Here is a 26,644-nt window from a genome sequence, read left to right as displayed (position 1 = left end):
CGGGATTATACCCTAAATCTTAGTGCACGTCTTTCCAGTACTCGCGGTTAAGCAGGTACGCAAAGATGAAGAAGATCGCCACAAAGATCAGCACGAAAATCCCCAGACGCTCACGCTCAACCTTCACCGGGTCACCCATGTAGGACATGAAGTTGGTCAAGTCCCACATGGCGCGGTCGAAGTCTGCTGCTGACATGTTGCCTTCAATCGCATACTCCGGGCACACATCGGCATTGTTGATGTTGCCACTGAGCGGCTCTACCGAAGCGCCAACGCCAATACGCGGCTCCACAGCACACAGCCCCTGCATTTCTACCATCACATGCGGCATACCAACGTTGTCGAACACCACGTTGTTTACCCCCAGCGGACGGGAATCGTCTTTGTAGAAACCACGAAGGTATGAGTAAACCCAGGACTCACCACGCACACGGGTAACCAGAGTCAGGTCAGGTGGCGGAGCACCGAACCAGCCTGCGGCCATGTCCTTACCCATGGAGATCTGCATCAGTTCGCCGATCTTGGCGCCGGTGAAGATCAGGTTCTCCTCGTAAAGCTCGGCCGGAATCTCCAGGTCGTCAGACACCCGCTTGTAACGAGCGTACTCCATGGAGTGGCAGCCCATGCAATAGTTAGTGAACAGAGCCACGCCCCGCTGCAAGGATTCCTTATTGGTGTGATCCGGCTTCATGGTATCCAGAGGACCTGAGGGGCCCGCCGCCAGCCCGAGGGCCGGCAGGATCGCGATGAAAAGACCAAAAATCAGCTTTCTCATTATCCTGTCACCCTCTCTGGTACTGGTTTGGTTTTTTCCATGCGCGTATAGAACGGCATGAGAATGAAGTACAGGAAGTACAGCACCGTCAGGATCTGAGCGACAATCGTGCGGCCCTCAGTTGCCGGAACAATACCCAGATAACCCAGCACAACAAAGCTCACCACGAAGATTGCCAGGGCAACCTTGCTCATCCAACCCTTGTAGCGGATAGACCGTACCGGGCTCTTGTCGAGCCATGGCAGCACGAACAGGATGGCAATTGCCGCCCCCATCACAACCACGCCCCAGAACTTGGCGTCCAGACCGAACAGGTCGACGGTCACCGCCCGCAACATGGCGTAGAACGGGGTGAAGTACCACACCGGCGCAATGTGCTCTGGTGTCTTCAAATTGTTTGCCGGTTCAAAGTTTGGCTTCTCAAGGAACAAGCCACCCATTTCCGGGAAGTAAAACACCACGATAAAGAAGATGAAGAAGAAGACCGCCACACCCAGCAGGTCATGCACGGTGTAGTATGGGTGGAACGGAATGCCGTCTTTGGGAATACCGTTTTCATCCTTGTTCTTCTTGATATCAATGCCGTCAGGGTTGTTGGAACCCACTTCGTGCAGAGCAAGAATGTGCAGGACAACCAGACCCAACAGTACGATCGGCAATGCAACCACGTGCAGGGCGAAGAAGCGGTTCAGGGTAATACCTGAAATCAGGTAGTCGCCACGAATCCACAGAGACAGATCTTCACCGATCACCGGAATAGCACCAAACAGGTTAACAATAACCTGGGCACCCCAGTAAGACATCTGACCCCAGGGCAACAGGTAGCCCATGAAAGCTTCAGCCATCAGCACCAGGTAGATCAACATGCCGAAGATCCAGATCAACTCACGCGGCTTCTGGTACGAGCCGTACATCAGACCTCGGAACATATGCAGGTAGACCACCACGAAGAACGCAGAGGCACCGGTAGAGTGCAGGTAGCGCAACAGCCAGCCCCACTCCACATCGCGCATAATGTATTCCACAGAAGCAAAGGCGCCTTCTGCAGATGGGTTGTAGCTCATGGTCAGCCAGATACCGGTGACCAACTGGTTAACCAGAACCAGCATGGCAAGGGAACCGAAGAAGTACCACACGTTGAAGTTTTTCGGCGCGTAATACTTTGCCAGGTGTTTGTTCCAGGCATCGACAATCGGCAGACGCTCGTCTACCCAACTAATGAGTTTGTTCATTACGCTGCCTCCGGATCAAGACCAACAGTCATGGTCGCATCGTCATCAAACCGATACGGCGGAACCTCAAGGTTCAGCGGAGCCGGCTGATTGGCGAACACACGACCGGACAAGTCGAATCGGGAACCGTGGCACGGGCAGAACAAACCGCCGAGCCATTCGCTGCCCAGGTCCGCAGGAGCTATCTCAGGACGGTAGCTCGGAACACAGCCCAGGTGGGTACAGATACCAACCAGGACAATAAACTCCGGCCTGAGGGACCGCTGAGCGCCGCTGATATAAGCAGGCTGCTGACTCGATTCTTCAGATTCAGGATCTTTCATTCTCGGAGTCAGTTGCTCGATGTTCTCAAGCATCTCCTCGGTACGCCGGATAATCCACACCGGCTTACCCCGCCACTCGACGGTAATTTGCTGACCCGGCTCGATTTTGTCGACACTTACGGTTACCGGCGCACCGGCCGCTTCCGCTTTCGCACTGGGATTCCAGGACGCCACGAAAGGAACCGCTGCACCGACGACGCCGACACCACCCACCACGGACGTTGCGCCGATCAGAAACCGGCGTCGACCTTGGTTCACGTCGCCATTACTCATTATGGTTTTCTCCCATCAGGCGAGGCACAGACGCGGAAAAACCGGCACTGCGCTTCGAAAAGGACTTCACAACCCAAAAATATAAGCGCTGAAATGGTAATGAAATTACCCCTCGCTTACAAGCCGGAAAGGCTCACCCGAGAGCCTATCCCTGCGTCAGATCAAAATTCTGGCCACCCGCAAGACACAAAAAAACCCGACCATAGGATCGGGTTTTTCCATCGACAGTAGTGCCGATTAACGCTTGGAGTACTGAGGACGCTTACGCGCCTTGCGCAGACCAACCTTCTTACGCTCAACCTTACGAGCATCACGGGTAACATAACCCGCTTTACGCAGCGCAGGGCGCAGAGTTTCGTCGTATTCCATCAGCGCACGAGTCAGACCGTGGCGAATGGCGCCGGCCTGGCCGCTGATACCACCACCTTTTACCGTGATGGTGATGTCGAAGCGATCAGCAGACTCGGCAACAACCAGCGGCTGACGAACGATCATGCGGAGAGTTTCACGACCGAAGAAATCTTCGATGGTGCGACCGTTAATGGAGATGTTACCGCTACCCGGCTTGATAAAGACGCGAGCCGTGGATGATTTGCGGCGACCAGTACCGTAATTTTGTGCTACAGACATATTCGCCTTCCGTTAGATGTCGAGTTCTTTGGGCTGCTGGGCGGCATGAGCATGCTCAGCGCCTGCGTACACTTTCAGCTTCTTGAACATGGCGCGGCCGAGCGGGCCCTTCGGAAGCATGCCTTTTACGGCCTTCTGAATGATTTGCTCGGGAGCCTTGTCAACCAGCTTCTCGAAGTTGATGGATTTGATTCCACCCGGAAAGCCGGTATGGCTGTAATACATTTTTGCTGATGCCTTTTTGCCGGTAACCTTCACCTGGCTGGCATTGATAACAACGATGTAGTCGCCAGTGTCCACGTGAGGGGTATACTCAGGCTTATGCTTGCCCCGCAGACGAAGGGCGATTTCGGTTGACAGACGACCCAGCGTCTTGCCGGCTGCGTCTACAACGTACCAGTCACGTTTTACTGTTTCTGGTTTCGCACTCAGAGTCTTCATTGATTCCGCCTTGAACGCTATATAAGAAACGTTAAAAACCACCACCGGTAAATGCAAGGCATCCGGAGGAGGTTCATACCTGTATGTTGACGTCGCCACCATTCGGGGCTGAGATAGTGACATCGCCTTGAAAAGCCAGGGCGCGAAGTATACTCGAAGCCGCAAGGAAAGCCAACCCTGCCTCAAGGTGTTTCGTCAATCCCCTATTCTCCCCTGAACTCAGCGCCAACCGTATAGCCGTTGGACGTTGTCATACAGGGTTTCTGCGACTGCCTCGACCGGCCCGCCCCGAAGCTCCGCCAGCGCTTGCGCAACATTCAGCAGGTACACCGGGGAATTCTGCCCCTTTTCCACACCGGCCGGCGACATGTCCGGCGCGTCGGTCTCAAGCACCAGCGCCTCCAGGGGCAACCGCGCAATGGCATCGCGGGTTTTACGGGCCCGTTCGTGGGTGATCACACCACCCACACCGATAAAACAGCCCAGATCTACCAGTTTCCTGGCTTGCTGGTAGCTGCCGGAAAACCCGTGAACCAGGGCCCTGCCGGACCACCCGGACGATCGCAGCAGGCCATGCACCTGATCATGGCTGCGCACCGAATGAATGACCAGAGGCAAGGCCAGCTTGGCTGCGATGTCGATCTGCGCCTGGAACCACGGCAATTGTGCAGCGAGATCGCCGTGAAGGGCATCAAGACCACACTCACCAAGCCCCACGCAGCCCTCGGGCCGGGCCGAAAGCCGAGCTTCCAGAACCGCCAGGTCCTGCTCGCTGTGCTCGCCAACGAACCAGGGATGAATACCAAGACAATACCAGAGCCCGCGCGCCGGGGACGCCAGCGCCTCAACCCGATCCCAATCCACCCTGCGTACCCCCGGAACCACCAGCGCCTCCACACCCCGAGCCCTGGCCGTATCCAGAACCTGATCGCGAACCCCGTCAAATTCGGGGAAATCGAAATGACAATGGGCATCGACCAGCTGCATGGAACCCTCCGGTGGCCGGTTAGTGTTCCCGGGTTTTATGGAACTGGATATCAGGATAACGCTCCTGAGCCAGATTCAGGTTAACCATCGTTGGGGCAATATAGGCCAGGCGGTCACTGCCATCGAGCGCCAGGTTGTCCTGGTTCTTGCGCTGGAATTCATCCAGCTTGCGCTCATCACTGCAACTCACCCAACGCGCTGTGGCGACGTTGATCGGCTCATAAACAGCCTCGACCTTGTATTCACTCTTGAGACGACTCACCACCACATCAAACTGCAGCACACCTACCGCACCCACGATCAGATCGTTGTTCTTCATCGGCCGGAACACCTGGACAGCACCCTCTTCCGAGAGCTGAATCAGCCCCTTCTGCAGCTGCTTGGCCTTGAGAGGGTCCTTGAGCCGGATACGACGGAACAACTCCGGTGCGAAGTTGGGAATACCGGTGAACTTCATGTCGTCGCCTGCGGTGAAGGTATCACCCAACTGGATGGTGCCGTGGTTATGCAGGCCAATGATATCCCCGGCATAGGCTTCTTCGGCATGCTCACGATCACCCGCCATGAACGTCAGGGCATCGGAGAACCTCACCTCTTTACCAATCCGCACGTGGCGCGCCTTCATACCCTGATTATAGCGACCTGACACGATACGCAGGAACGCGACCCGGTCACGATGCTGTGGGTCCATGTTTGCCTGGATCTTGAATACGAAACCGGAAAAGGTATCTTCCGCCGGTTCGACCTTGCGTACATCCGTTTCCCGCCCCTGAGGCGCAGGTGCCCAGTCAACCAGGCCATCCAGCATATGGTCCACACCGAAATTACCGAGTGCGGTACCAAAGAACACCGGGGTTAGTTGTCCGGCAAGGAATGCCTCATGATCAAACTCATGAGACGCACCCTTAACCAATTCAATTTCGTCGCGCAGGTCAGCGGCATAGCCGCCAATCGCTTCATCGAGTTCGGGGTTATCCAGGCCTTTGACAACCCGCTTTTCCTGAATGGTGTGGCCCTGGCCAGTCTGATAGAGGATCACTTCATCCCGATACAAGTGGTAGACACCCTTGAAACTCTTGCCCATGCCAATCGGCCAGGTGATGGGGGCGCAGGCAATTTTGAGAACATCTTCCACTTCATCCATTAACTCGATCGGGTCCCGGGTGTCGCGATCCAGTTTGTTCATGAAGGTGATGATTGGCGTATCACGCAGGCGGGTAACTTCCATCAGCTTGATGGTACGTTCCTCAACGCCTTTGGCGCTGTCGATAACCATCAGGCATGAATCAACCGCCGTCAGGGTCCGATAGGTATCCTCAGAGAAGTCTTCGTGACCTGGGGTATCCAGCAGGTTGACCAGCTTGCCACCGTAAGGAAACTGCATCACGGAGGTGGTGACCGAAATACCCCGCTCTTTTTCCATTTCCATCCAGTCAGACTTTGCGTGCTGGCCGGACTTCTTGCCCTTGACCGTTCCGGCTTTCTGAAGCGCCTGACCGAAGAGCAGCACTTTCTCGGTAATGGTGGTTTTACCGGCATCCGGGTGCGAGATAATCGCAAAGGTGCGGCGCTTGGCCACTTCCTGGGATAGGTTAGACATAAACAACGGAAACCTGATTGGGTTGGGTGAAAAACGGACTATTATACGGGGTAGCGTGGGTTCAGGTGAACCGATAGACCATTACGCGGGCATCTTCTCGTCCAGTGGTATCCGGATAGTAGCCGGGCCTGCGGCCAATTTCCTCAAATCCCTCGCTGGCGTACAGCGAAGCAGCCGCTTCGTTGCTTTGTCGGACTTCCAGAATCATTTGTACCATTCCGTCCCGGATCGATTCAGCCACGGCGTAGCGCAACAAGTAACGGCCTGCTCCGTGACCCCGCAGGGCAGGATGCACGCAGACATTCAGGAGGTGAGCCTCATCAACCATATAGTTGACTACGGCATAACCGACCAACTCATCGCCTTGCATCAGCGCCCACAGTCGATATTGCGGCTTAAAACAGTCCTGGAACACAGACACCGGCCAAGGGTGAGAATACCCCAGGCATTCCAGTTCCATCACTCGGGGCAGATCGGATTCCACGAGGCTTCGAACCGTCAGGTCCTGATTCTGAACCTGGCGAAGGACCCGTGTCGACATTAACCCTTCGCGTCCAGGGAGCGAATCTTTTGCCATAACTCTCGTTTCAGTACCGGGTTACTTGCCAGGCCAGCAAGGGAGGCGTCAAACACCACTTCCGGTCTGCGACCCATAACGTCGGAAAGGATAGTAGGCACCTCACCGGCCCCGGCGCCAAAGCCAAGCGCTATGACAGACTTGCCATTCGCAGGGACCAGCGATTGGCGCAGCAAGCCCGTCAGATCTGCATCACTGTTGAGCGAAACCCTCACATTATTGAACAGTGGCCAGCGAATGAGGTCTGACATGTCCAGGGTCTGCTCACCGAGGCTGCGAAGAATGTTGCGAGCCAGTGCATCCTGCATGCTGAAACTGGCTTCCTCGGAGAGATTGGCAAGCAAAATAACTCTATCTCCCACCCAGAACTGCAGACACAGCCGAGCGATATCTTCGATCGAAGCAACCCGTGGGCTGGCCTCGGGCACGTTTTGACCCAACAGTTCTGCGGCCGGGTCTGGCTCGACGGAATCCACAACTCGCGACTCAACCTCGGCCACCGGCGCTGCTTTATCTGGCTTACCAGCGCCGGTCTCCATCAGATTCTTGAGTTGCGCCAGACGGTCTTTATTGCCGGGATCAACGGCAGGGCGAGCGGGCACGGCACGCTTGGTTGCCGGCGCATCAACAACGACCGGGGCTGACTCGACTTCGGCAACACCGAAATCATACTCCGGGCTTGGCGCTGCGCCAGGCAGCGGTGCGCGGGCATACCACAGATGAATGCCCGCGGCCCCAAGATAGAACTGCCTTTCCGCCTCTGTTCGAATCACGTCATGCCTCTGACCGGGGACAAATGCCACATAACTTCACGATCAGACATCGGCCACCTGAGGGTGCTGACGAATACCGCCTCTCGCAATCAGGTTCAACGCCTCGATATAGGCCTTTGCTGATGCGATGATGATATCAGTATCGGAGCCAACGCCATTGACAATGCGCCCGCCACGCTCAAGGCGCACGGTCACTTCGCCCTGGGCATCGGTGCCACTGGTTATATTATTCACGGAATACAGCTGGAGATTACAGGCTGAATCAACCAGCGACTCAATTGCCTTGAACGTTGCATCCACCGGACCACTGCCCTCGGCCTCAACCGAGTGTTCTTTGCCATCCATGGTCAGGGTCAGATGAGCCTTGGGTACAACACCGGTTTCCGAGCAGACCTGCATGCAGACGAGACCATAACGCCCCTCCTCGTCTTTCTGACGCGTGTCGCTGGCTATGGCCTGGAGGTCTTCATCAAAAATTTCATGCTTCAGATCAGCCAGAGCCTTGAAACGGGTAAAGGCCTCATTGAGCTCAGATTCGGTATCGAACTGAATGCCCAGTTCCAGCAACCGGGTACGGAAGGCGTTGCGACCGGAATGCTTACCCAGGACCAGGCTGTTGGTATGCCAGCCCACGTCCTGGGCGCGCATAATCTCATAGGTTTCCCGGTGCTTGAGTACGCCATCTTGATGGATGCCGGATTCATGGGCAAAGGCATTGGCGCCCACAATGGCCTTATTCGGCTGTACCGGAAAACCGGTAATAGTCGACACAAGCCGGGATGCCGGCACGATGTGCTGGGTATCGATTCGAGTATCAATATTGAAGAGATCCTGGCGGGTGCGCACAGCCATCACGATTTCTTCCAGAGAAGCATTACCGGCACGCTCACCCAGACCGTTAATAGTGCACTCCACCTGGCGGGCACCACTGGTAACCGCAGCAAGAGAGTTAGCCACAGCCAGCCCCAGATCATTATGACAATGGACGGAAAAAATGGCTTTGTCAGCGTTGGGGATACGGTTCAATAGCTGTCGGATTGTTTCAGCGAACTGCTCGGGGATTGCATAACCGACAGTGTCTGGAATATTAATGGTTCGGGCACCGGCATCAATCGCAGCTTCGATAATTCGGCACAGGAAATCCAGCTCCGAACGACCGGCGTCTTCGCAGGAGAACTCAACGTCATCAGTATGGCTTCGAGCGCGCTTTACCGCCCGAACCGCCTGCTCCACCACCTGGTCCGGCTCCATCTGAAGCTTATGCTTCATATGGATTGGCGAGGTGGCAATAAAGGTATGGATGCGGCCGCTGGCCGCTGGGCGGATGGCCTCCGCCGCACGATCAATATCCTTGTCCAGAGCACGCGCAAGACTGCAGACCGTGGAGTCCTTGATGGTTTCTGCAATGGCTTTGACCGCATCGAAGTCGCCCTGGCTGGCAATCGCGAAGCCGGCCTCTATCACATCCACGCGCAGCTTCTCGAGCACCTTGGCAATACGCAGCTTCTCGTTCTTGTTCATGGTGGCGCCAGGGCTCTGTTCGCCATCACGAAGAGTAGTGTCAAAAATGACAAGGTGATCAGTTGCGGCCATTGGAAGGCTCCCATCAAAACTTGGTTCGGATAATGGTAGGGAGTATATCACTTCTCCCGAAGCACAAATAAAAAAGCCCCAACATCAAGGATGCTGGGGCTTTTGGTATTAAGAGCCTGACGATGACCTACTCTCACATGGGCGAACCACACTACCATCGGCGCTGGTCTGTTTCACTTCTGAGTTCGGGATGGGATCAGGTGGTTCCAGACCGCTATGGTCGTCAGGCAAAACGGATGATCACTGGGGGACGAGATGGAACGTGATATTGATTTCGTTTGAGCGTGGCTTTCGCGTGGCTCTGCGTTATCCGCAATTGTCTTGGGTGTTATATAGTCAAGCCGCACGAGCAATTAGTACTGGTTAGCTCAACGCCTCACAGCGCTTACACACCCAGCCTATCAACGTCCTGGTCTTGAACGGCTCTTCAGGAGGCTCAAGGCCTCAGGGAGATCTCATCTTGGAAGGGGCTTCCCGCTTAGATGCTTTCAGCGGTTATCCTGTCCGAACATAGCTACCGGGCAATGCGTCTGGCGACACAACCCGAACACCAGCGGTTCGTCCACTCCGGTCCTCTCGTACTAGGAGCAGCTTTCCTCAAATCTCCAACGTCCACGGCAGATAGGGACCGAACTGTCTCACGACGTTCTAAACCCAGCTCGCGTACCACTTTAAATGGCGAACAGCCATACCCTTGGGACCGGCTTCAGCCCCAGGATGTGATGAGCCGACATCGAGGTGCCAAACACCGCCGTCGATGTGAACTCTTGGGCGGTATCAGCCTGTTATCCCCGGAGTACCTTTTATCCGTTGAGCGATGGCCCTTCCATACAGAACCACCGGATCACTATGACCTACTTTCGTACCTGCTCGACGTGTCTGTCTCGCAGTCAAGCGGGCTTGTGCCATTACACTAACCGTACGATGTCCGACCGTACTTAGCCCACCTTTGTGCTCCTCCGTTACGCTTTGGGAGGAGACCGCCCCAGTCAAACTACCCACCACACAGTGTCCTCAACCCCGATAAGGGGTCAGAGTTAGAACCTCAAACATGCCAGGCTGGTATTTCAAGGTTGGCTCCACCGGAACTGGCGTCCCGGGTTCAAAGCCTCCCAGCTATCCTACACAAGCATGCTCAAAGTTCACTGTGAAGCTATAGTAAAGGTTCACGGGGTCTTTCCGTCTAGCCGCGGATACACCGCATCTTCACGGCGATTTCAATTTCACTGAGTCTCGGGTAGAGACAGCGCCCCCATCGTTACGCCATTCGTGCAGGTCGGAACTTACCCGACAAGGAATTTCGCTACCTTAGGACCGTTATAGTTACGGCCGCCGTTTACCGGGGCTTCGATCAAGAGCTTCGCACGAATGCTAACCCCATCAATTAACCTTCCGGCACCGGGCAGGCGTCACACCCTATACGTCCACTTACGTGTTTGCAGAGTGCTGTGTTTTTAATAAACAGTCGCAGGGGCCTGGTATCTTCGACCGGCTTCCGCTCCACCCGCAGGGGCTTCACGTACACACCGGCGTGCCTTCTCCCGAAGTTACGGCACCATTTTGCCTAGTTCCTTTACCCGAGTTCTCTCAAGCGCCTTGGTATTCTCTACCTGACCACCTGTGTCGGTTTGGGGTACGGTCTCGAATAGCCTGAAGCTTAGAAGATTTTCCTGGAAGCAGGGCATCAATGACTTCGCGCCCTTGGGCACTCGTCGTCGCGTCTCAGGATTGTGGACCCGGATTTGCCTAAGTCCACTCCCTACTCGCTTAAACCGGGACAACCGTCGCCCGGCTCACCTAGCCTTCTCCGTCTCTCCATCGCAGCTATCCAAGGTACGGGAATATTAACCCGTTTCCCATCGACTACACCTTTCGGTCTCGCCTTAGGGGCCGACTCACCCTGCGCCGATTAGCGTTGCGCAGGAACCCTTGGTCTTCCGGCGTGCGGGTTTTTCACCCGCATTGTCGTTACTCATGTCAGCATTCGCACTTCTGATACCTCCAGCATGCTTCTCAACACACCTTCGCAGGCTTACAGAACGCTCCCCTACCCCGCATACAATGTATGCAGCCGCAGCTTCGGTGACCAGTTTGAGCCCCGTTACATCTTCCGCGCAGGCCGACTCGACTAGTGAGCTATTACGCTTTCTTTAAAGGATGGCTGCTTCTAAGCCAACCTCCTAGCTGTCTGAGCCTTCCCACATCGTTTCCCACTTAACTGGTACTTTGGGACCTTAGCTGGCGGTCTGGGTTGTTTCCCTCTTCACGACGGACGTTAGCACCCGCCGTGTGTCTCCCGGATAGTACTCACAGGTATTCGGAGTTTGCATCGGGTTGGTAAGTCGAGATGACCCCCTAGCCGAAACAGTGCTCTACCCCCTGTGGTATTCGTCCGAGGCGCTACCTAAATAGCTTTCGGGGAGAACCAGCTATCTCCGGGCTTGATTAGCCTTTCACTCCGATCCACAAGTCATCCCCTGGCTTTTCAACGACAGTGGGTTCGGTCCTCCAGTGCCTGTTACGGCACCTTCAACCTGCTCATGGATAGATCGCCCGGTTTCGGGTCTATGCCCAGCGACTAATTCGCCCTATTCAGACTCGGTTTCCCTACGGCTCCCCTAAACGGTTAACCTCGCCACTGAACATAAGTCGCTGACCCATTATACAAAAGGTACGCCGTCACAGAACAAGTCTGCTCCGACTGCTTGTACGCATACGGTTTCAGGGTCTATTTCACTCCCCTCACAGGGGTTCTTTTCGCCTTTCCCTCACGGTACTGGTTCACTATCGGTCAGTCAGGAGTATTTAGCCTTGGAGGATGGTCCCCCCATGTTCAGTCAACGTTTCTCGTGCGCCGACCTACTCGATTTCACTGGACTCAGGTTTCGGATACGGGGCTATCACCCACTATGGCGGCACTTTCCAGAGCCTTCTCCTACCAGTTGTCCAGCTTAAGGGCTGGTCCCCGTTCGCTCGCCGCTACTTAGGGAATCTCGGTTGATTTCTTTTCCTCGGGGTACTTAGATGTTTCAGTTCCCCCGGTTCGCCTCTTGCACCTATGGATTCAGTACAAGATACCGACCCGAAAGTCGGTGGGTTTCCCCATTCAGAGATGTCCGGATCACAGCTCGTTTGCCAGCTCCCCGAACCTTATCGCAGGCTTCCACGTCTTTCATCGCCTCTGACTGCCAAGGCATCCACCGTATGCGCTTAGTTGCTTGACTATATAACCCCAAGACAACTGCGTTCCATCTATCGACCGCCTGGTAAACCAGGATGCCAATAAGTGGAGACAGTTCCTTGAAGCGATATAACAACCACTTCAACGACAACACCGGATAACGCTTGAAATCGCTATCACTTTGAACAGTTTCTCTCGGAGATAATGAGAGAAATCTATTCGTGTTCTATCTCGTCCAATTTGTTAAAGAGCAAATCTGACCCAGTGATCAGAAAGGAAGGCTTCATCGATATGAAACATTCGTTTCTGTACACTGCTAACCGGAGTTAGTCAGTTAATCGTCGATCGTTCAGGCTTTTTTGGTGGAGCTGAGCGGGATCGAACCGCTGACCTCCTGCGTGCAAGGCAGGCGCTCTCCCAACTGAGCTACAGCCCCTCATCGAAACCACTCACCAAGCCGACCAAATGCCGTACTCGGAAAATCGTTCAGATCTAGGCGCTTTCAGGTGTAGCGTGCGAGTAGCACGTGAGCCTGGAAGCAACGACGAGCTGAGCGATTTTGGTGGGTCTGGGTGGACTTGAACCACCGACCTCACCCTTATCAGGGGTGCGCTCTAACCACCTGAGCTACAGACCCAAACATACGGGACTGCAAAGCCCCTTTTGCTCTCTTTATTAGCCAACCAAGTAATTCGTGTGGACTCTGACCGAAGCTCTCGGCTTCGTTTAAGGAGGTGATCCAGCCGCAGGTTCCCCTACGGCTACCTTGTTACGACTTCACCCCAGTCATGAACCACACCGTGGTAATCGTCCTCCCGAAGGTTAGACTAACTACTTCTGGTGCAATCCACTCCCATGGTGTGACGGGCGGTGTGTACAAGGCCCGGGAACGTATTCACCGCGACATTCTGATTCGCGATTACTAGCGATTCCGACTTCACGGAGTCGAGTTGCAGACTCCGATCCGGACTACGACGCGTTTTAAGGGATTGGCGCACTCTCGCGAGTTGGCAGCCCTCTGTACGCGCCATTGTAGCACGTGTGTAGCCCTGGCCGTAAGGGCCATGATGACCTGACGTCATCCCCACCTTCCTCCGGTTTGTCACCGGCAGTCTCCCTGGAGTTCTCAGCATTACCTGCTAGCAACCAGGGATAGGGGTTGCGCTCGTTACGGGACTTAACCCAACATCTCACGACACGAGCTGACGACGGCCATGCAGCACCTGTCTCAGAGTTCCCGAAGGCACCAATCCATCTCTGGAAAGTTCTCTGGATGTCAAGGCCAGGTAAGGTTCTTCGCGTTGCGTCGAATTAAACCACATGCTCCACCGCTTGTGCGGGCCCCCGTCAATTCATTTGAGTTTTAACCTTGCGGCCGTACTCCCCAGGCGGTCAACTTAGTGCGTTAGCTGCGCCACTAAGACTTCAAGAGTCCCAACGGCTAGTTGACATCGTTTACGGCGTGGACTACCAGGGTATCTAATCCTGTTTGCTCCCCACGCTTTCGCACCTCAGTGTCAGTGTTGGTCCAGGTAGCCGCCTTCGCCACTGGTGTTCCTTCCTATATCTACGCATTTCACCGCTACACAGGAAATTCCACTACCCTCTACCACACTCTAGTCAGACAGTTCGAAATGCCGTTCCCAGGTTAAGCCCGGGGCTTTCACATCTCGCTTACCTAACCACCTACGCGCGCTTTACGCCCAGTAATTCCGATTAACGCTTGCACCCTCCGTATTACCGCGGCTGCTGGCACGGAGTTAGCCGGTGCTTCTTCTGCGAGTAACGTCAATCCTCAAAGGTATTAACTTTAAGGCCTTCCTCCTCGCTGAAAGTGCTTTACAACCCGAAAGCCTTCTTCACACACGCGGCATGGCTGGATCAGGGTTGCCCCCATTGTCCAATATTCCCCACTGCTGCCTCCCGTAGGAGTTCGGGCCGTGTCTCAGTCCCGATGTGGCTGATCATCCTCTCAGACCAGCTACGGATCGTCGCCTTGGTAGGCCTTTACCCCACCAACTAGCTAATCCGACTTAGGCTCATCCAATAGCGCAAGGTCCGAAGATCCCCTGCTTTCTCCCGTAGGACGTATGCGGTATTAATCCGGGTTTCCCCGGGCTATCCCCCACTACTGGGCAGATTCCTAAGCATTACTCACCCGTCCGCCGCTCGTCAGCGGGGTGCAAGCACCCCCTGTTACCGCTCGACTTGCATGTGTTAAGCCTGCCGCCAGCGTTCAATCTGAGCCATGATCAAACTCTTCAGTTTAAATCATACAAGAACCCGAAAGTTCTTAATTCTTGCTCAAGACAAAACTCAATTTCGACGAGTCACTGTCCTGATATTTCGTATCCGAAATACCTCGGCCAGCGCCCACACGAATTACTTGGTTAACTTTTTAAAGAGCGTTTGAGCTGTTGCTCAATCAAGGCCGCGTATTCTACATCGTTCCGCTGCCCTGTCAACCGTTTATTTCGAAGAATTTTCAGATCAAATTTTCGAATACTTTCAAACAGTTGCTTTCGTCTGGGAGGTTGCCGTCAGCGGCTTGTCCCTCAGAAGTGGTGCGCATTCTACAGGCGCCACGAAAACTGTCAACGCCCTTTTTCGAAAAACCTTTCCCTTATTCGGTTTCCACCTATGTCACTGATCAATACGCCACCAAAATGCTTACTTTCCAGTCAAACTCCGGACTTTCGCAAGGGAACCAACGAAGAAACACCAAACCAGTAAGCTCTGGTAAACAGCAAAGCCATAAGCAACAGCCCGTACATCACCATTTCGGTGACATCACTCCTTGCCTGCCACAAAAAATGCAGCCAGGCGAAAAGTGCCGACAGGTAGATCAAGCGGTGGATCGGCTTCCATCGGCGACCCATCCGCTTCATCATCGCTTTTGTTGACGTTAATGCGAGAGGAATCATCAGGAGGAAGGCGACTGCCCCCAGGGCGATGTAGGGCCGGCGCGTGAAGGTCGCCCACAAATCGCCCCAACCGAGAATCAGCTGCAAGAACGCAAACACATGCAACACTGCGTAAAAGAAGGCAAACAAACCCAGCATGCGCCGGTGGCGTAACCAACCAGGCCAGCCGGTCATTTTCTTCAAAGGGGTTATCAGAAGCGTCACAAGCAATAACTGGAAGGCCGCAATGCCGAGCCGCTCCGTTATCTCCTGGCCAGGATCCGGACCTATTCGGCCAACCACAACATCGGACACCAACCATATCAATGGCATCAAGGCAGCGCAAAAGACGATAACTTTCGCCACAACGCTCGACACCATTCGTTCGGCTGCAGGCAACATCAGTAGAACTTGGCCAGGTCCATCCCTTTGTAGAGATGCGCAACCTGCTCTTCGTAACCATTAAACATTCGGGTTTCCAGCCAATTCGGACGGAGTACACCAGAGGGTAAACGCCGCTCTCTCTTCTGACTCCAACGCGGATGATCCACCTCAGGGTTTACGTTGGCATAGAATCCGTACTCACTTGGCGCAAGTAATTCCCAGGTCGTTTTAGGCTGCTCTTCCAGAAACCGAATCCGAACTATCGATTTAATACTCTTGAATCCGTACTTCCAGGGAACCACGAGGCGGATCGGAGCGCCATTCTGATTAGGCAGGGTTTCGCCATAGAGACCAATCGCCAGGAAAGAAAGCTCGTTCATCGCCTCATCCATACGTAGCCCCTCCCTGTACGGCCAATCTATGGTACTGAACAGGGAGCGCTGCCCTCGCATCTGTTTTGGGTCATGCAGGGTTTCGAAGTACACGTACTTCGCTCGCGAATTCGGCTCCAGGCGGTTCAACACTGTCGCTAACGGCACGCCAACCCAGGGAATCACCATAGACCAAGCCTCAACACAGCGGAGCCGGTAGATTCGCTCTTCATAGTCGTGGGGCTTCAGCAGATCTTCCAGGGCGTAACGACCTGGCCGGGCACACTCGCCATCAACCTCCACAGACCAGGGGTCCACAGACATCTCGTGGGCATACTTGGCAGGATCGCCCTTGCCGGTGCCAAACTCATAGAAATTATTGTACTTGGCTACTGCATCAAAGGGCGTTTTCTTCTCGTCGGTTGAGTACTCCGGCGCTTCACGGAAAGTCAGCGGTGTGGTTGTCGAACTGTCACCTGCCCGCAAAAGGCCGGGCGCAGTGAGAGCTGCAGCAGAGGCAATGGCACCGGTCATGAATTTACGTCGGTTCAGGTAGACAGACCGGGGAGTGACTTCGGATTCGGGCAAAAACCAGGAAGGGCGCCGTTTGATGAGCATGGGCTGACTCCACAGGAAGCGGTTTGAATAAGTGACCGTAGATTCCCGGAGAAATTCCCGCCCGGACGTCCCCGGGCGGGTGCACTATAGCATCAGGCGCGTTTTGCCTTTTGTCTGAACAAGGCGCGCACCGGACCAGACAGTGCATATATCAGGAATGCTGTAAACAGTACGGTGGCCGGGTCAAGGGCGATCACCACAAGAATCAGCACTACCAGCAGGATGGCCGCGAATGGCACCCGCCCCCGCATATCGAGATCCTTGAAACTGCGGTAAAGCACATTGCTGACCATCAATAGGCCGGTGCCGCCGACAACAATAATCGAAAGCAGGGTCAACCAGGTGGCTGGCTCATACTGATGGAAGCACCAGACCAGACCCGCCACACACGCTGCAGCTGCCGGGCTCGGCAGCCCCACAAAGTACTTTTTGTCCACCGATCCAATCTGGGTGTTGAAACGAGCGAGGCGCAGGGCAGCTCCGGCAACGTAGATGAACGTAATAGCCCAGCCAACCTTGTCGAGGCCGTTCAGAGCCCAGAAAAAAGCCACCATTCCGGGCGCAACGCCGAACGCCACCATGTCGGCAAGGCTATCGTATTCTTCCCCGAACTTGCTCTGGGTATTGGTCATCCGCGCTACCCGGCCATCAAGGCCGTCGAGAATCATGGAGACGAATATTGCTATAGCTGCATTATCGAAAACGCCGTTGGCTGCTGAAACAATCGCATAGAACCCGGAAAACAGGGATGCCGTTGTCAGGGCATTTGGCAGTAGATAGATACCTTTTCGGCGAACCTTTGCACCACCTACGACTTCTTCCTCAATAACCTCTCCGGCCGCCACTTCTGACTCGTGTGCACAGTGGGACTCTGGATGTTCAACAGATTTTTTGTCTTCAGTCATTCCATAAACTCCGGAAAGCATTTGGGCGGAGTATATACGAAAAACGCGGCCACTAGGGCCGCGCTTTCAAAACCGTACCGGAAATTCCGGATCAGTTCTTTTCTTTGTCCACGATCTTGTTCGCGGAGATCCACGGCATCATGGAGCGAAGCTTCTCGCCCACAGTCTCGATCTCGTGTGCCGCATTCTGGCGACGGCGAGCTGTCATGGACGGGTAGTTCAACGCGCCCTCAGAGATGAACATCTTGGCGTATTCGCCACTCTGAATGCGCTTCAGTGCGTTGCGCATGGCTTCACGGGACTGCTCGTTAATCACCTCCGGGCCGGTTACGTACTCACCGTACTCGGCGTTGTTGGAGATGGAGTAGTTCATGTTGGCGATGCCGCCTTCGTACATCAGGTCAACAATCAGCTTCAGCTCGTGCAGACACTCGAAGTAAGCCATTTCCGGAGCGTAGCCTGCCTCGGTCAGGGTTTCGAAGCCAGCTTTCACCAGCTCAACCGCGCCGCCACACAGAACCGCCTGCTCACCGAACAGGTCGGTTTCGGTTTCGTCTTTGAAGGTGGTTTCAATGATACCGGTACGGCCGCCGCCCACGCCGCTGGCGTAGGACAGAGCAACGTTCTTGGCGTTGCCGGAAGCGTCCTGGAAGATGGCGATCAGATCAGGAATACCACCGCCCTTGGTGAACTCGGTGCGCACAGTGTGGCCCGGAGCCTTCGGGGCAACCATGATCACGTCCAGATCTTTACGGGGAACGATCTGGTTGTAGTGGATTGCGAAGCCGTGAGCGAAGGCCAGGGTAGCGCCCTGCTTCAGGTTCGGCTCGATTTCCTCACGGTACAACTGGGCCTGGAATTCGTCCGGAGTCAGAACCATAACCACATCAGCGGCAGCAACGGCCGAAGCCACGTCGCTGGTCTTCAGGCCGTAGGCTTCGGCTTTAGCGATGGAGGAAGAGCCGGCACGCAGGCCAACCACTACGTCAACGCCAGAGTCTTTCAGGTTGCACGCGTGGGCGTGGCCCTGAGAACCGAAACCCAGAATGGCAACCTTCTTGCCCTGGATGATGGAAAGATCACAATCTTTATCGTAATAAACCTGCATGAGAAACCTCTATTATATGTAATGGCCCTGCCGGGCCATGATGTTCAAATTTGCAAAGCAGCCTCAGAGGCTGAGCACCTTTTCGCCACGGGCAATACCTGACACGCCGGTACGCACCACTTCCAGGATTCCGGAGGTACCTACCGCCTGGATAAAGCCATCCAACTTTTCGCTGTCACCCGCCAACTGCACCGTGTACACGGAACTGGTCACGTCAACGATCTGGCCTCGGAAGATATCCACCGTGCGCTTGATTTCCGCACGCTGGGAGCCGGTCGCCTTGAGCTTGACCAGCATCAGTTCGCGCTCAATGTGCGAACCTTCGGTGAGGTCGACCAGCTTGACCACTTCGATCAGCTTGTTCAGCTGTTTGGTGATCTGTTCGATGACCTTGTCGGAACCGGTGGTGGTGACGGTCAGGCGGGACAGCGTCTCATCTTCCGTCGGGGCCACGGTCAGGGTCTCGATGTTGTAGTTGCGCTGCGAGAACAGACCAACTACCCGAGACAAGGCACCGGGTTCGTTTTCAAGCAAAACAGAAATGATTCGACGCATGATCACACCCTCTCCGTTTTGCTGAGCCACATGTCTTTCATGGAACCACGGGCAACCTGCATAGGGTACACATGCTCAAAGCGGTCAACGTAGATGTCCACAAACACCAGCTTGTCTTTCATCGCCAGAACTTCCTTGAGCTTGGGCTCGAGATCTTCCTTGCGCTCAATGCGAACACCGACATGACCGTAGGCTTCCGCCAGCTTGATGAAATCGGGCAATGACTCCATGTAGGATTCTGCATGCCGGGACTCATAGTTCATGTCCTGCCACTGCTTGACCATACCCAGTGCCTGGTTGTTCAGGTTGATGATCTTCACAGGCAGATTGTATTGCTTGCAGGTAGACAGCTCCTGAATGTTCATCTGGATACTACCCTCACCGGTGAAGCACAGGACTTCGTCATCCGGGTGAGTCAGCTTGATGCCCATGGCTGCCGGCAAGCCGAAGCCCATGGTGCCAAGGCCACCGGAGTTGATCCAGCGGTTGGGCTTGTCAAACTTGTAGTACTGGGCCGCGAACATCTGGTGCTGGCCAACATCGCTGGTCACAAAGGCGTCGCCGTTGGTGAGCTTCCAGAGCATCTCAACCACTTCCTGCGGCTTGATGACGTCCGGACTGGTCTCGTAACGCATCCCGTGGAATGCTCGCCACTCTTCAATCTGCTTCCACCAGGCCGCGAGCGCATCCGCATCCGGCTTGTCTTTCGACTCTTTGACCAGTGACAGCATTTCCTTCAGGACCGCATCCACCGGACCCACAATCGGCACATCGGCATCAATCGTTTTGGAAATAGACGCGGGGTCAATGTCGATATGAATGATGCGAGCGCCAGGGCAGAATTTCTCGGTGGCATTGGTTACCCGGTCATCAAAACGCGCGCCGACGCAGAGGATCAAGTCTGAGTGGTGCATCGCCATGTTGGCTTCGTAGGTGCCATGCATGCCCAGCCAGCCAAGGTGTTGTTTGTCAGTCGCCGGATAACAGCCAATGCCCATCAGGGTATTGGTGATCGGGAATCCCAGTGTCTTGGTCAGCTCAGTCAACTGGCCGGAGGCCTTACCCAGAATCACCCCGCCACCGGCGTAAATCATCGGGCGCTTGGCGGCCATCAACATATCCACGGCTTTCTTGATCTGGCCTGCGTGGCCACGAACCGCCGGGTTATAGGAGCGCAGTTTCACTTTCTTGGGATAGGAATACTCATAGCGCTCGTTCGGGGTGGTCATATCCTTGGGGATATCCACCACCACCGGGCCGGGGCGGCCGGTCGCGGCAATGTAGTAGGCCTTGCGAATGACTTCGGGAATCTCTTCCGGATGGCGCACACTGAGATTGTGTTTAACCACCGGGCGGGAAACACCCATCATATCGGTTTCCTGGAAAGCATCTTCACCAATCAGGGTGGATGCAACCTGGCCGCACAGAACCACCATGGGGATGGAATCCATAAAGGCGGTGGCAATGCCGGTAATAGTGTTGGTGGCTCCAGGACCCGAGGTCACCAGTACGGTACCTGGTTTTCCGGTTGCACGGGCGTAGCCGTCGGCCATGTGGACCGCCGCCTGCTCGTGCCGCACCAGAATATGCTTGACTTTGTCCTGCCTGAACAGCGCATCATAAATATGAAGGGCTGCACCACCCGGATAGCCGTATATGTATTCGATCCCTTCATCCTGCAGGGAGCGGATCAGCATATCGGCGCCAGACAATAACTCCACGATTTTCTACCCTCTTCTACGAGTGAATGAGCCGGGTTTCGCCCCGGTTGCCTGGATTTTCGGTTTCCCTGCTTCTTTTGAAAGCGGAACCGGCACTCCTCCACACCATGAATAAGAGGTTGTCTCCTGGCCAGCCGCCCTCCTGAGGGTTGCGGAGAACGACCAATCAACGGGTTGCACGTAAGCAACAACCAGCGCCCGCCAGCGCGTGGCGAACTCAGTGTGGTGATTAACGGGGGATACTCGCTCGGGATTGCCTGCCGTATTGACCCCAGTCTTCAGGCAATCGGTAATTCTGACAGCGGGAAACTCACTGTCAATAGGCGCTGTGGCTTAATTGCGACCATTTTCCTCTACACTCTGCCATACTGACCGGATATAACGTGTAAGAGATTTGAACCAGACAAGGGAAAATCCATCGTTTCGGTGGCATGATATCCCCAGGCAGTAGACAAGAAACGGGCAGAGACATGAATCGAAAAATCCTGATGCTGACACTTCTGATGGCGATGACACCGGGCCTTGCGGCCGGCGCTTCAGTGTATAAATGGACAGATGAAAACGGGGTAACCCACTTTGGCGACCGCCAGCCAACGGGCGCGAACTCGGAGCAGGTGAATGTCCGCTCCGGCACGACCAGCAGAAGCCAGTCTGGCCAGCGCCAAAGTGCCCAGGAACAGCTGGGAGAACTGCAGGAGCAGCAGCGCTCCCAGGAACAGCGCCGTCAAGAGACCGCTGTTGAGGAAGCGCGCCGCAAGCAGCGGGAAGCCAATTGTGCCACCGCCCGATCCAACCTGGACGTGCTGAACAGCAACGCGCGGATCCGGGTTGAGGAGAACGGCGAGATGCGCTATCTGGCGCCGGACGAAATCGAAGAGCAACGTCGCCGGTTCCGGGAGATTATGGAAGAAAACTGCGGGCCGGAAGGCTCGGCACCCGCCCAACGCTAGTTTTCTCACCACAAAAAAGGCCGGGCAACGAAGTTTGGTTGCCCGGCCTTTTTAATTGGCTGACGCTGGCTTTGTCAGGCCTTCGAGAACACCAACTGGTCGTTCTCTACAGCGGCACGAATAGTGTCGCCGGGCACAAAGCCGCCCTGCAGTAGCTTCTGCGCCAGCGGGTTTTCAATCATCCGCTGAATCGCACGTTTGAGAGGACGTGCACCGTAGACCGGGTCGTAGCCCACTTCCGCCAGCAGTTGCATAACCGCATCGTCCAGCTCTAGCTTCATATCCTGATCCTTCAATCGCCGCGCCAGATTCTCGATCTGGATACGGGCAATACCTTGAATCTGGCCTTCCGCCAGCGGATGGAACACCACCACTTCGTCCACCCGGTTGATGAACTCAGGGCGGAAGTGCGTGCCAACCTCCTCCATGACTGCCGCCTTCATGGCGTCGTAGTTTTCCTCGCCCGCCTTTTCCTGAATGATGTGGGAACCCAGGTTGGAGGTCATCACGATCACGGTATTCCGGAAGTCGACCGTACGGCCCTGGCCGTCGGTCAGGCGACCATCATCCAGCACCTGCAGCAGGATATTGAACACATCAGGATGGGCCTTTTCGACCTCATCCAGCAGCAGCACCGAGTAAGGCCGGCGGCGCACCGCCTCGGTCAGGTAGCCTCCCTCTTCGTAGCCCACGTAACCAGGAGGCGCGCCGATCAGACGAGCAACGGAGTGCTTCTCCATAAACTCGGACATATCGATCCGCACCATGGCCTCTTCGGTATCAAACAGGAACGATGCCAGAGCCTTACACAGCTCGGTCTTGCCCACACCGGTCGGCCCGAGGAACAGGAACGAGCCATTCGGCCGGTTGGGATCAGACAACCCGGCCCGGGACCGACGCACGGCATTGGAGACCGCCTCGACCGCTTCATGCTGGCCGATCACCCGGTCGTGCAGGGCGTCTTCCATGCGCATCAGTTTATCCCGCTCGCCCTCCAGCATCTTCGATACCGGGATGCCGGTCCACTTGGAGACGATCTCGGCGATTTCCTCGTCGGTGACCCGGTTACGCAGCAGCTTCATTTCCATCATTTCAGCCTGGCTGGCCATATCCAGCTGGCGCTCCAGTTCCGGAATGGTGCCGTACTGAAGCTCAGACATTTTGCCCAGATCGCCCGCGCGGCGGGCGTTTTCCAGGTCAATCCGGGCCTGCTCCAGCTGGCTCTTGATCTTCTGGGAGCCGTGGAGTGCCGCTTTCTCGGTATTCCAGACTTCTTCCAGATCGGCGTATTCACGTTCGACATTGCCGATCACCGAGGACAACTCTTCCAACCGCTTTTTGGAAGCAGCATCGGTTTCTTTCTTCAGGGCCTCGCGTTCAATCTTGAGCTGAATCAGGCGCCGCTCCAGGCGATCCAACGCCTCGGGCTTGGAATCCATTTCCATACGAATCTGGCTGGCCGCTTCGTCTACCAGATCGATAGCCTTATCCGGCAGCTGGCGATCGGTAATGTAACGGTGGGACAGTTTCGCGGCGGCGATGATCGCGCCATCGGTCACTTCCACACCGTGGTGAACTTCGTAGCGCTCTTTGAGGCCCCGAAGAATTGCAATGGTGTCTTCCTCGCTGGGCTCGGTCACCAGAACTTTCTGGAAACGGCGCTCGAGCGCTGCGTCTTTCTCGATGTTTTCCCGGTACTCGTTCAGGGTGGTGGCGCCTACGCAGTGCAACTCTCCCCGTGCCAGCGCGGGCTTGAGCATGTTGCCGGCGTCCATGGAGCCTTCGGCTTTGCCGGCGCCGACCATGGTATGGATCTCATCGATGAACAGGATGATCTGACCTTCCTGTTTGGACAGCTCGTTGAGCACGGCTTTCAGGCGCTCTTCGAACTCACCGCGGAACTTGGCGCCAGCGATGAGGGCACCCATGTCCAGAGACAGCACCTTTTTATCCTTGAGGCCGTCCGGCACTTCTCCGTTAACAATCCGCTGGGCCAGGCCTTCAACGATGGCGGTTTTACCCACACCCGGCTCACCAATCAGCACGGGGTTGTTCTTACGGCGGCGCTGGAGTACCTGGATGGTGCGGCGAATTTCGTCATCGCGGCCGATGACCGGGTCCAGTTTGCCGGCTTCGGCCCGCTCGGTGAGGTCGATGGTGTATTTGGACAACGCCTGACGGTTTTCTTCGGCACTGGCGTCGTTGACGGTTTCGCCGCCGCGCACGGCATCAATGGCTTTTTCCAGGGCAGCCTTGTCCACGCCCTGTTCTCTCAGCACACGGCCGAGGGAGCCGCGGTCTTCGACGGCTGCCAGCAGAATGAGTTCACTGGAGATGAACTGGTCGCCGCGCTTCTGGGCCAGTTTGTCCGCCATGTTGAACAGCCGGCCCATGTCGTTGGACATGGAGACGTCGCCGGCGTTGCCCTGCACTTCCGGCAGGTTTTCAATTTCTTTGGCGATGGCCTGGCGCACGCGGCCGGGCTCCACACCCACCTGTTTGAGCAGGGGCTTGATGGACCCACCTTGCTGGTCGAGCAGGGCCTGCATCAGGTGAACCGGCTCGATGAAGTTGTGGTCTTTGCCGACGGCAATGGACTGGGCGTCGGCCAGGGCGCTTTGCAGTTTGCTGGTGAGTTTGTCGATTCTCATGTGTTCGTTTCCCCGAATTTTGTGCGAATACCAGTTGGTGGTTGGTGAAGGGTATTCGTGTTGCTTTGACAATTAATGTAGGGGCAACCTGGGGGACTTCAAGTTGGCTCGGGGCTATTTCGTCAGAAATTTGACGGCGGTCAGTCTTGGCGAGCGATAGACTTGGTTTCGGGCATGATACAGCGGAGCATGGGCTGGGGCAGGATCTGCTTCCCGGAACACGCCGTGAATACATCCATGTAGGCTTGACTGCAGCATCCATGCTGCAGACAGTTCCGGGAAGCAGATCCTGCCCCGGCCCGCCGAATTCGGTGCTTGTCGCCTTTTCGGCAAGAGGGACTATTGGCTAATGATCACTTCATCCAGATCAACGTCGCCATTCTTCCGGTTTCACCGTCTCGTCGATACGAGAAGAACCAGTCGCTGTCGTTGACGGTGCACAAGCTTCCGCCAGAGATGGACGTAACGCCGGCTGCTTTCAAACGCTGGCTCGCGAGTTGGTAGATATTGGCCAGGTAGTGGCCGGGACGCTGTTTTGAGGGAATGAAAGCCTGGCTAGCATCGGGGTTGTGGTCGAGGAAGGCCTGACGGACTTCGGGGCCGACTTCGAAGCTGTCGGGGCCTATGGCGGGGCCGAGCCAGGCCTGGAGGTTGGACGGGGGTACCGCCATGGCGGTGATCAGGCTTTCGAGTACGCCGCCGCAAAGGCTACGCCAGCCAGCGTGAGCAGCGCCTATGACGGTGCCGTCGGTGTCTGCCAGGATGACGGGCAGGCAGTCGGCGGTGAGGATGGCGCACGCGATTCCGGGCTGCCGGGTGTAGCTGGCATCGGCTTCGGGGATCGCCCCAACGTTATCTGGCGTGAGTTCTACCACGCCGGTGCCGTGTACCTGGTTGAGCCAGCCAATGTTGTTGGCATCCAGGCCGATAAATCCCGCCAGGCGGCTGCGGTTTTCAGCCACGTGATCCGGGTTGTCGTTGACGTGCCCGCCCAGGTTCAGTGCTTCCCAGGGCGGCAGGCTTATACCACCTTTTCGGGTTGTGCACAGGGCCCGCACGTGAGCTGGTGCGCGCCAGCTCGGGGTCAGGGTGTTATTGTCAGAAATCACTGTTTTCCAGCTCCCGGGCGTGCTTGCGCAGGGCTTCGATGAGTTGAACCATGTCTTCCGGCAGCGGCACTTCCCAGCTGAGGGTTTCGCCGGTTTCCGGATGTTCCAGAGTCAGCCTTCTGGCATGCAGGGCCTGGCGGCTAAACGCAGCCAGCGCCTGGCGAAGTTCTTCTGTGGTGCCCTTGGGCAGGCGGAGGCGGCCGCCGTATGCCGGGTCGCCCACCAGGGGGTGGCGCACATGGGTCATGTGTACGCGGATCTGGTGGGTTCGGCCGCTTTCCAGTTTGCACTGGATGTGGGTATGGGCGGCGAAACGCTCCAGCAACCGATAGTGGGTGACCGCCGGTTTTCCGGACGGGACCACGGCCATGCGCTTGCGATCCTGGGGGTGTCGGCCGATGGGTGCGTCTACGGTGGCACCTCCGGTCAATGACCCAACCACGACCGCTTCGTACTCCCGGCCCATGGTTCGGGTTTGCAGCTGGTCCACCAGGGAGGTGTGGGCGATCAGGCTTCGGGCCACCACCATGATGCCGGAAGTGTCCTTATCCAGGCGGTGAACAATGCCGGCCCGGGGCAGGTTCTCTACCTCTGGCGCATGATTCAGCAGAGCGTTGACCAGGGTGCCATCGGCGTGGCCGGCGGCAGGATGTACCACCAGGCCCGCCGGCTTGTTGATCACCAGCAGGTGCTCATCTTCGTAGACAATGTCCAGGCTGATGGGCTCGGCTTCCCAGGTCACCTGCACTTCCGGCTCGGCATCCAGGTCGAGAACGTCATCCAGCATCACCTTGTCTCTGGGCTTGCGAACGGCGCCGTTAACGGTCAAGGCGCCACTTTTGATCCAGGACTGCAGGCGCGAGCGGGAATGCTCGGGCATCAACTCGGCGGCGGCCTGGTCCAGGCGCTTGTCGCTGAGCTGCGGGGGTACTATGTAATGTCCGGTAATCCGGTTATTGGAAGACATTCAGCCTCTTTTTGCTA

Annotated in this window: 20 protein-coding genes, 2 tRNA genes and 3 rRNA genes; 1 reads left to right on the top strand and 24 read right to left on the bottom strand. The window is 56.0% G+C overall.

The window, feature by feature from the left end:
- Positions 1-19: 19 nt before the first annotated feature.
- The 21 genes from FIV08_RS03590 to FIV08_RS03490 all read right to left on the bottom strand — a co-directional run bounded on the left by FIV08_RS03590 (position 20) and on the right by FIV08_RS03490 (position 20,950).
- Complete coding sequence (locus FIV08_RS03590) at positions 20-775, bottom strand: cytochrome c1 (RefSeq protein ID WP_138435402.1); 756 nt, start codon at positions 773-775, stop codon at positions 20-22.
- On the bottom strand, positions 775-2,007 hold the full coding sequence (locus tag FIV08_RS03585) for a cytochrome b (RefSeq protein ID WP_152437359.1): 1,233 nt from the start codon (positions 2,005-2,007) through the stop codon (positions 775-777). The genes FIV08_RS03590 and FIV08_RS03585 overlap by 1 nt, the downstream gene beginning before the upstream one ends.
- Entirely contained in the window at positions 2,007-2,603 is a 597-nt protein-coding gene (petA, locus tag FIV08_RS03580; protein WP_152437358.1) for a ubiquinol-cytochrome c reductase iron-sulfur subunit, read from the bottom strand. The genes FIV08_RS03585 and petA overlap by 1 nt, the downstream gene beginning before the upstream one ends.
- A 237-nt stretch (positions 2,604-2,840) precedes the next feature.
- On the bottom strand, positions 2,841-3,233 hold the full coding sequence (gene rpsI, locus FIV08_RS03575) for a 30S ribosomal protein S9 (RefSeq protein WP_058092410.1): 393 nt from the start codon (positions 3,231-3,233) through the stop codon (positions 2,841-2,843).
- 12 nt (positions 3,234-3,245) lie between these two features.
- Positions 3,246-3,674 carry a 50S ribosomal protein L13 gene (gene rplM / locus FIV08_RS03570; protein ID WP_152437357.1) on the bottom strand — a complete coding sequence of 143 codons (429 nt, stop codon included), beginning with the start codon at positions 3,672-3,674 and terminating at the stop codon, positions 3,246-3,248.
- Positions 3,675-3,893: 219 nt separating this feature from the next.
- Positions 3,894-4,661, bottom strand: a complete 768-nt coding sequence (locus tag FIV08_RS03565) for a TatD family hydrolase (protein WP_152437356.1) — start codon at positions 4,659-4,661, stop codon at positions 3,894-3,896.
- Between the two features lie 19 nt (positions 4,662-4,680).
- The gene (gene prfC, locus FIV08_RS03560; RefSeq protein ID WP_152437355.1) at positions 4,681-6,261 is read right to left on the bottom strand and encodes a peptide chain release factor 3; all 1,581 of its coding nucleotides are present in this window, start codon (positions 6,259-6,261) and stop codon (positions 4,681-4,683) included.
- 61 nt (positions 6,262-6,322) lie between these two features.
- Positions 6,323-6,802 (bottom strand): ribosomal protein S18-alanine N-acetyltransferase, encoded by a 480-nt coding sequence (gene rimI, locus FIV08_RS03555; protein ID WP_152437354.1) that lies wholly within the window; start codon positions 6,800-6,802, stop codon positions 6,323-6,325.
- Positions 6,802-7,611 carry a hypothetical protein gene (locus FIV08_RS03550; RefSeq protein ID WP_152437353.1) on the bottom strand — a complete coding sequence of 270 codons (810 nt, stop codon included), beginning with the start codon at positions 7,609-7,611 and terminating at the stop codon, positions 6,802-6,804. Before FIV08_RS03550 ends, rimI begins: the two co-directional genes overlap by 1 nt.
- A 42-nt stretch (positions 7,612-7,653) precedes the next feature.
- On the bottom strand, positions 7,654-9,204 hold the full coding sequence (locus tag FIV08_RS03545) for a 2-isopropylmalate synthase (RefSeq protein WP_152437352.1): 1,551 nt from the start codon (positions 9,202-9,204) through the stop codon (positions 7,654-7,656).
- Between the two features lie 114 nt (positions 9,205-9,318).
- Positions 9,319-9,432, bottom strand: a 5S ribosomal RNA gene (gene rrf / locus FIV08_RS03540).
- Between the two features lie 104 nt (positions 9,433-9,536).
- Positions 9,537-12,428 (bottom strand): 23S ribosomal RNA (locus FIV08_RS03535).
- Between the two features lie 317 nt (positions 12,429-12,745).
- Positions 12,746-12,821 (bottom strand) — tRNA-Ala (locus FIV08_RS03530).
- Positions 12,822-12,945: 124 nt separating this feature from the next.
- Positions 12,946-13,022 (bottom strand) — tRNA-Ile (locus FIV08_RS03525).
- A gap of 90 nt (positions 13,023-13,112) precedes the next feature.
- A 16S ribosomal RNA gene (locus FIV08_RS03520) occupies positions 13,113-14,653 on the bottom strand.
- Together the 16S, 23S and 5S rRNA genes with 2 tRNA genes alongside form the textbook arrangement of a ribosomal RNA operon.
- 413 nt (positions 14,654-15,066) lie before the next feature.
- Positions 15,067-15,690 carry a sulfite oxidase heme-binding subunit YedZ gene (locus FIV08_RS03515; RefSeq protein WP_072678281.1) on the bottom strand — a complete coding sequence of 208 codons (624 nt, stop codon included), beginning with the start codon at positions 15,688-15,690 and terminating at the stop codon, positions 15,067-15,069.
- Positions 15,690-16,661, bottom strand: a complete 972-nt coding sequence (gene msrP / locus FIV08_RS03510; protein WP_072678282.1) for a protein-methionine-sulfoxide reductase catalytic subunit MsrP — start codon at positions 16,659-16,661, stop codon at positions 15,690-15,692. Before msrP ends, FIV08_RS03515 begins: the two co-directional genes overlap by 1 nt.
- Before the next feature lie 92 nt (positions 16,662-16,753).
- Positions 16,754-17,566 carry a CDP-diacylglycerol--serine O-phosphatidyltransferase gene (pssA, locus tag FIV08_RS03505; RefSeq protein ID WP_072678283.1) on the bottom strand — a complete coding sequence of 271 codons (813 nt, stop codon included), beginning with the start codon at positions 17,564-17,566 and terminating at the stop codon, positions 16,754-16,756.
- A gap of 91 nt (positions 17,567-17,657) precedes the next feature.
- Positions 17,658-18,674: a ketol-acid reductoisomerase gene (gene ilvC, locus FIV08_RS03500; protein WP_072678284.1), complete on the bottom strand. Its 1,017-nt coding sequence runs from the start codon at positions 18,672-18,674 to the stop codon at positions 17,658-17,660.
- A gap of 63 nt (positions 18,675-18,737) precedes the next feature.
- Positions 18,738-19,229, bottom strand: a complete 492-nt coding sequence (gene ilvN / locus FIV08_RS03495; RefSeq protein ID WP_058091315.1) for an acetolactate synthase small subunit — start codon at positions 19,227-19,229, stop codon at positions 18,738-18,740.
- A gap of 2 nt (positions 19,230-19,231) precedes the next feature.
- Positions 19,232-20,950, bottom strand: a complete 1,719-nt coding sequence (locus FIV08_RS03490) for an acetolactate synthase 3 large subunit (protein WP_072678285.1) — start codon at positions 20,948-20,950, stop codon at positions 19,232-19,234.
- Between the two features lie 470 nt (positions 20,951-21,420).
- On the opposite strand from FIV08_RS03490, the gene FIV08_RS03485 reads away from it, so the two are divergent.
- Positions 21,421-21,900 carry a DUF4124 domain-containing protein gene (locus FIV08_RS03485; protein WP_072678286.1) on the top strand — a complete coding sequence of 160 codons (480 nt, stop codon included), beginning with the start codon at positions 21,421-21,423 and terminating at the stop codon, positions 21,898-21,900.
- Positions 21,901-21,974: 74 nt separating this feature from the next.
- Here the strand turns inward: FIV08_RS03485 and clpB are convergent, their stop codons facing one another.
- The 3 genes from clpB to rluD all read right to left on the bottom strand — a co-directional run bounded on the left by clpB (position 21,975) and on the right by rluD (position 26,627).
- Complete coding sequence (gene clpB / locus FIV08_RS03480; RefSeq protein ID WP_152437351.1) at positions 21,975-24,551, bottom strand: ATP-dependent chaperone ClpB; 2,577 nt, start codon at positions 24,549-24,551, stop codon at positions 21,975-21,977.
- A gap of 353 nt (positions 24,552-24,904) precedes the next feature.
- Positions 24,905-25,660 (bottom strand): peptidoglycan editing factor PgeF, encoded by a 756-nt coding sequence (pgeF, locus tag FIV08_RS03475; protein WP_152437350.1) that lies wholly within the window; start codon positions 25,658-25,660, stop codon positions 24,905-24,907.
- Positions 25,650-26,627, bottom strand: coding sequence for a 23S rRNA pseudouridine(1911/1915/1917) synthase RluD (gene rluD / locus FIV08_RS03470; protein WP_138438110.1), 978 nt, complete (start codon positions 26,625-26,627; stop codon positions 25,650-25,652). Before rluD ends, pgeF begins: the two co-directional genes overlap by 11 nt.
- Positions 26,628-26,644: the final 17 nt, after the last annotated feature.

Source organism: Marinobacter sp. THAF197a (assembly GCF_009363275.1).
Taxonomy (GTDB): domain Bacteria; phylum Pseudomonadota; class Gammaproteobacteria; order Pseudomonadales; family Oleiphilaceae; genus Marinobacter.
The sequence above is the reverse complement of the archived record's forward strand: the minus strand, read 5'-3'. Positions and strand labels throughout refer to the sequence as shown.

Coding starts and splice junctions, on each gene's coding strand:
- FIV08_RS03590 (WP_138435402.1), bottom strand. CDS start 775: ATGAGAAAGCTGATTTTTGGTCTTTTCATCGCGATCCTGCCGGCCCTC.
- FIV08_RS03585 (WP_152437359.1), bottom strand. CDS start 2,007: ATGAACAAACTCATTAGTTGGGTAGACGAGCGTCTGCCGATTGTCGAT.
- petA (WP_152437358.1), bottom strand. CDS start 2,603: ATGAGTAATGGCGACGTGAACCAAGGTCGACGCCGGTTTCTGATCGGC.
- rpsI (WP_058092410.1), bottom strand. CDS start 3,233: ATGTCTGTAGCACAAAATTACGGTACTGGTCGCCGCAAATCATCCACG.
- rplM (WP_152437357.1), bottom strand. CDS start 3,674: ATGAAGACTCTGAGTGCGAAACCAGAAACAGTAAAACGTGACTGGTAC.
- FIV08_RS03565 (WP_152437356.1), bottom strand. CDS start 4,661: ATGCAGCTGGTCGATGCCCATTGTCATTTCGATTTCCCCGAATTTGAC.
- prfC (WP_152437355.1), bottom strand. CDS start 6,261: ATGTCTAACCTATCCCAGGAAGTGGCCAAGCGCCGCACCTTTGCGATT.
- rimI (WP_152437354.1), bottom strand. CDS start 6,802: ATGTCGACACGGGTCCTTCGCCAGGTTCAGAATCAGGACCTGACGGTT.
- FIV08_RS03545 (WP_152437352.1), bottom strand. CDS start 9,204: ATGGCCGCAACTGATCACCTTGTCATTTTTGACACTACTCTTCGTGAT.
- FIV08_RS03515 (WP_072678281.1), bottom strand. CDS start 15,690: ATGTTGCCTGCAGCCGAACGAATGGTGTCGAGCGTTGTGGCGAAAGTT.
- msrP (WP_072678282.1), bottom strand. CDS start 16,661: ATGCTCATCAAACGGCGCCCTTCCTGGTTTTTGCCCGAATCCGAAGTC.
- pssA (WP_072678283.1), bottom strand. CDS start 17,566: ATGACTGAAGACAAAAAATCTGTTGAACATCCAGAGTCCCACTGTGCA.
- ilvC (WP_072678284.1), bottom strand. CDS start 18,674: ATGCAGGTTTATTACGATAAAGATTGTGATCTTTCCATCATCCAGGGC.
- ilvN (WP_058091315.1), bottom strand. CDS start 19,229: ATGCGTCGAATCATTTCTGTTTTGCTTGAAAACGAACCCGGTGCCTTG.
- FIV08_RS03485 (WP_072678286.1), top strand. CDS start 21,421: ATGAATCGAAAAATCCTGATGCTGACACTTCTGATGGCGATGACACCG.
- clpB (WP_152437351.1), bottom strand. CDS start 24,551: ATGAGAATCGACAAACTCACCAGCAAACTGCAAAGCGCCCTGGCCGAC.
- rluD (WP_138438110.1), bottom strand. CDS start 26,627: ATGTCTTCCAATAACCGGATTACCGGACATTACATAGTACCCCCGCAG.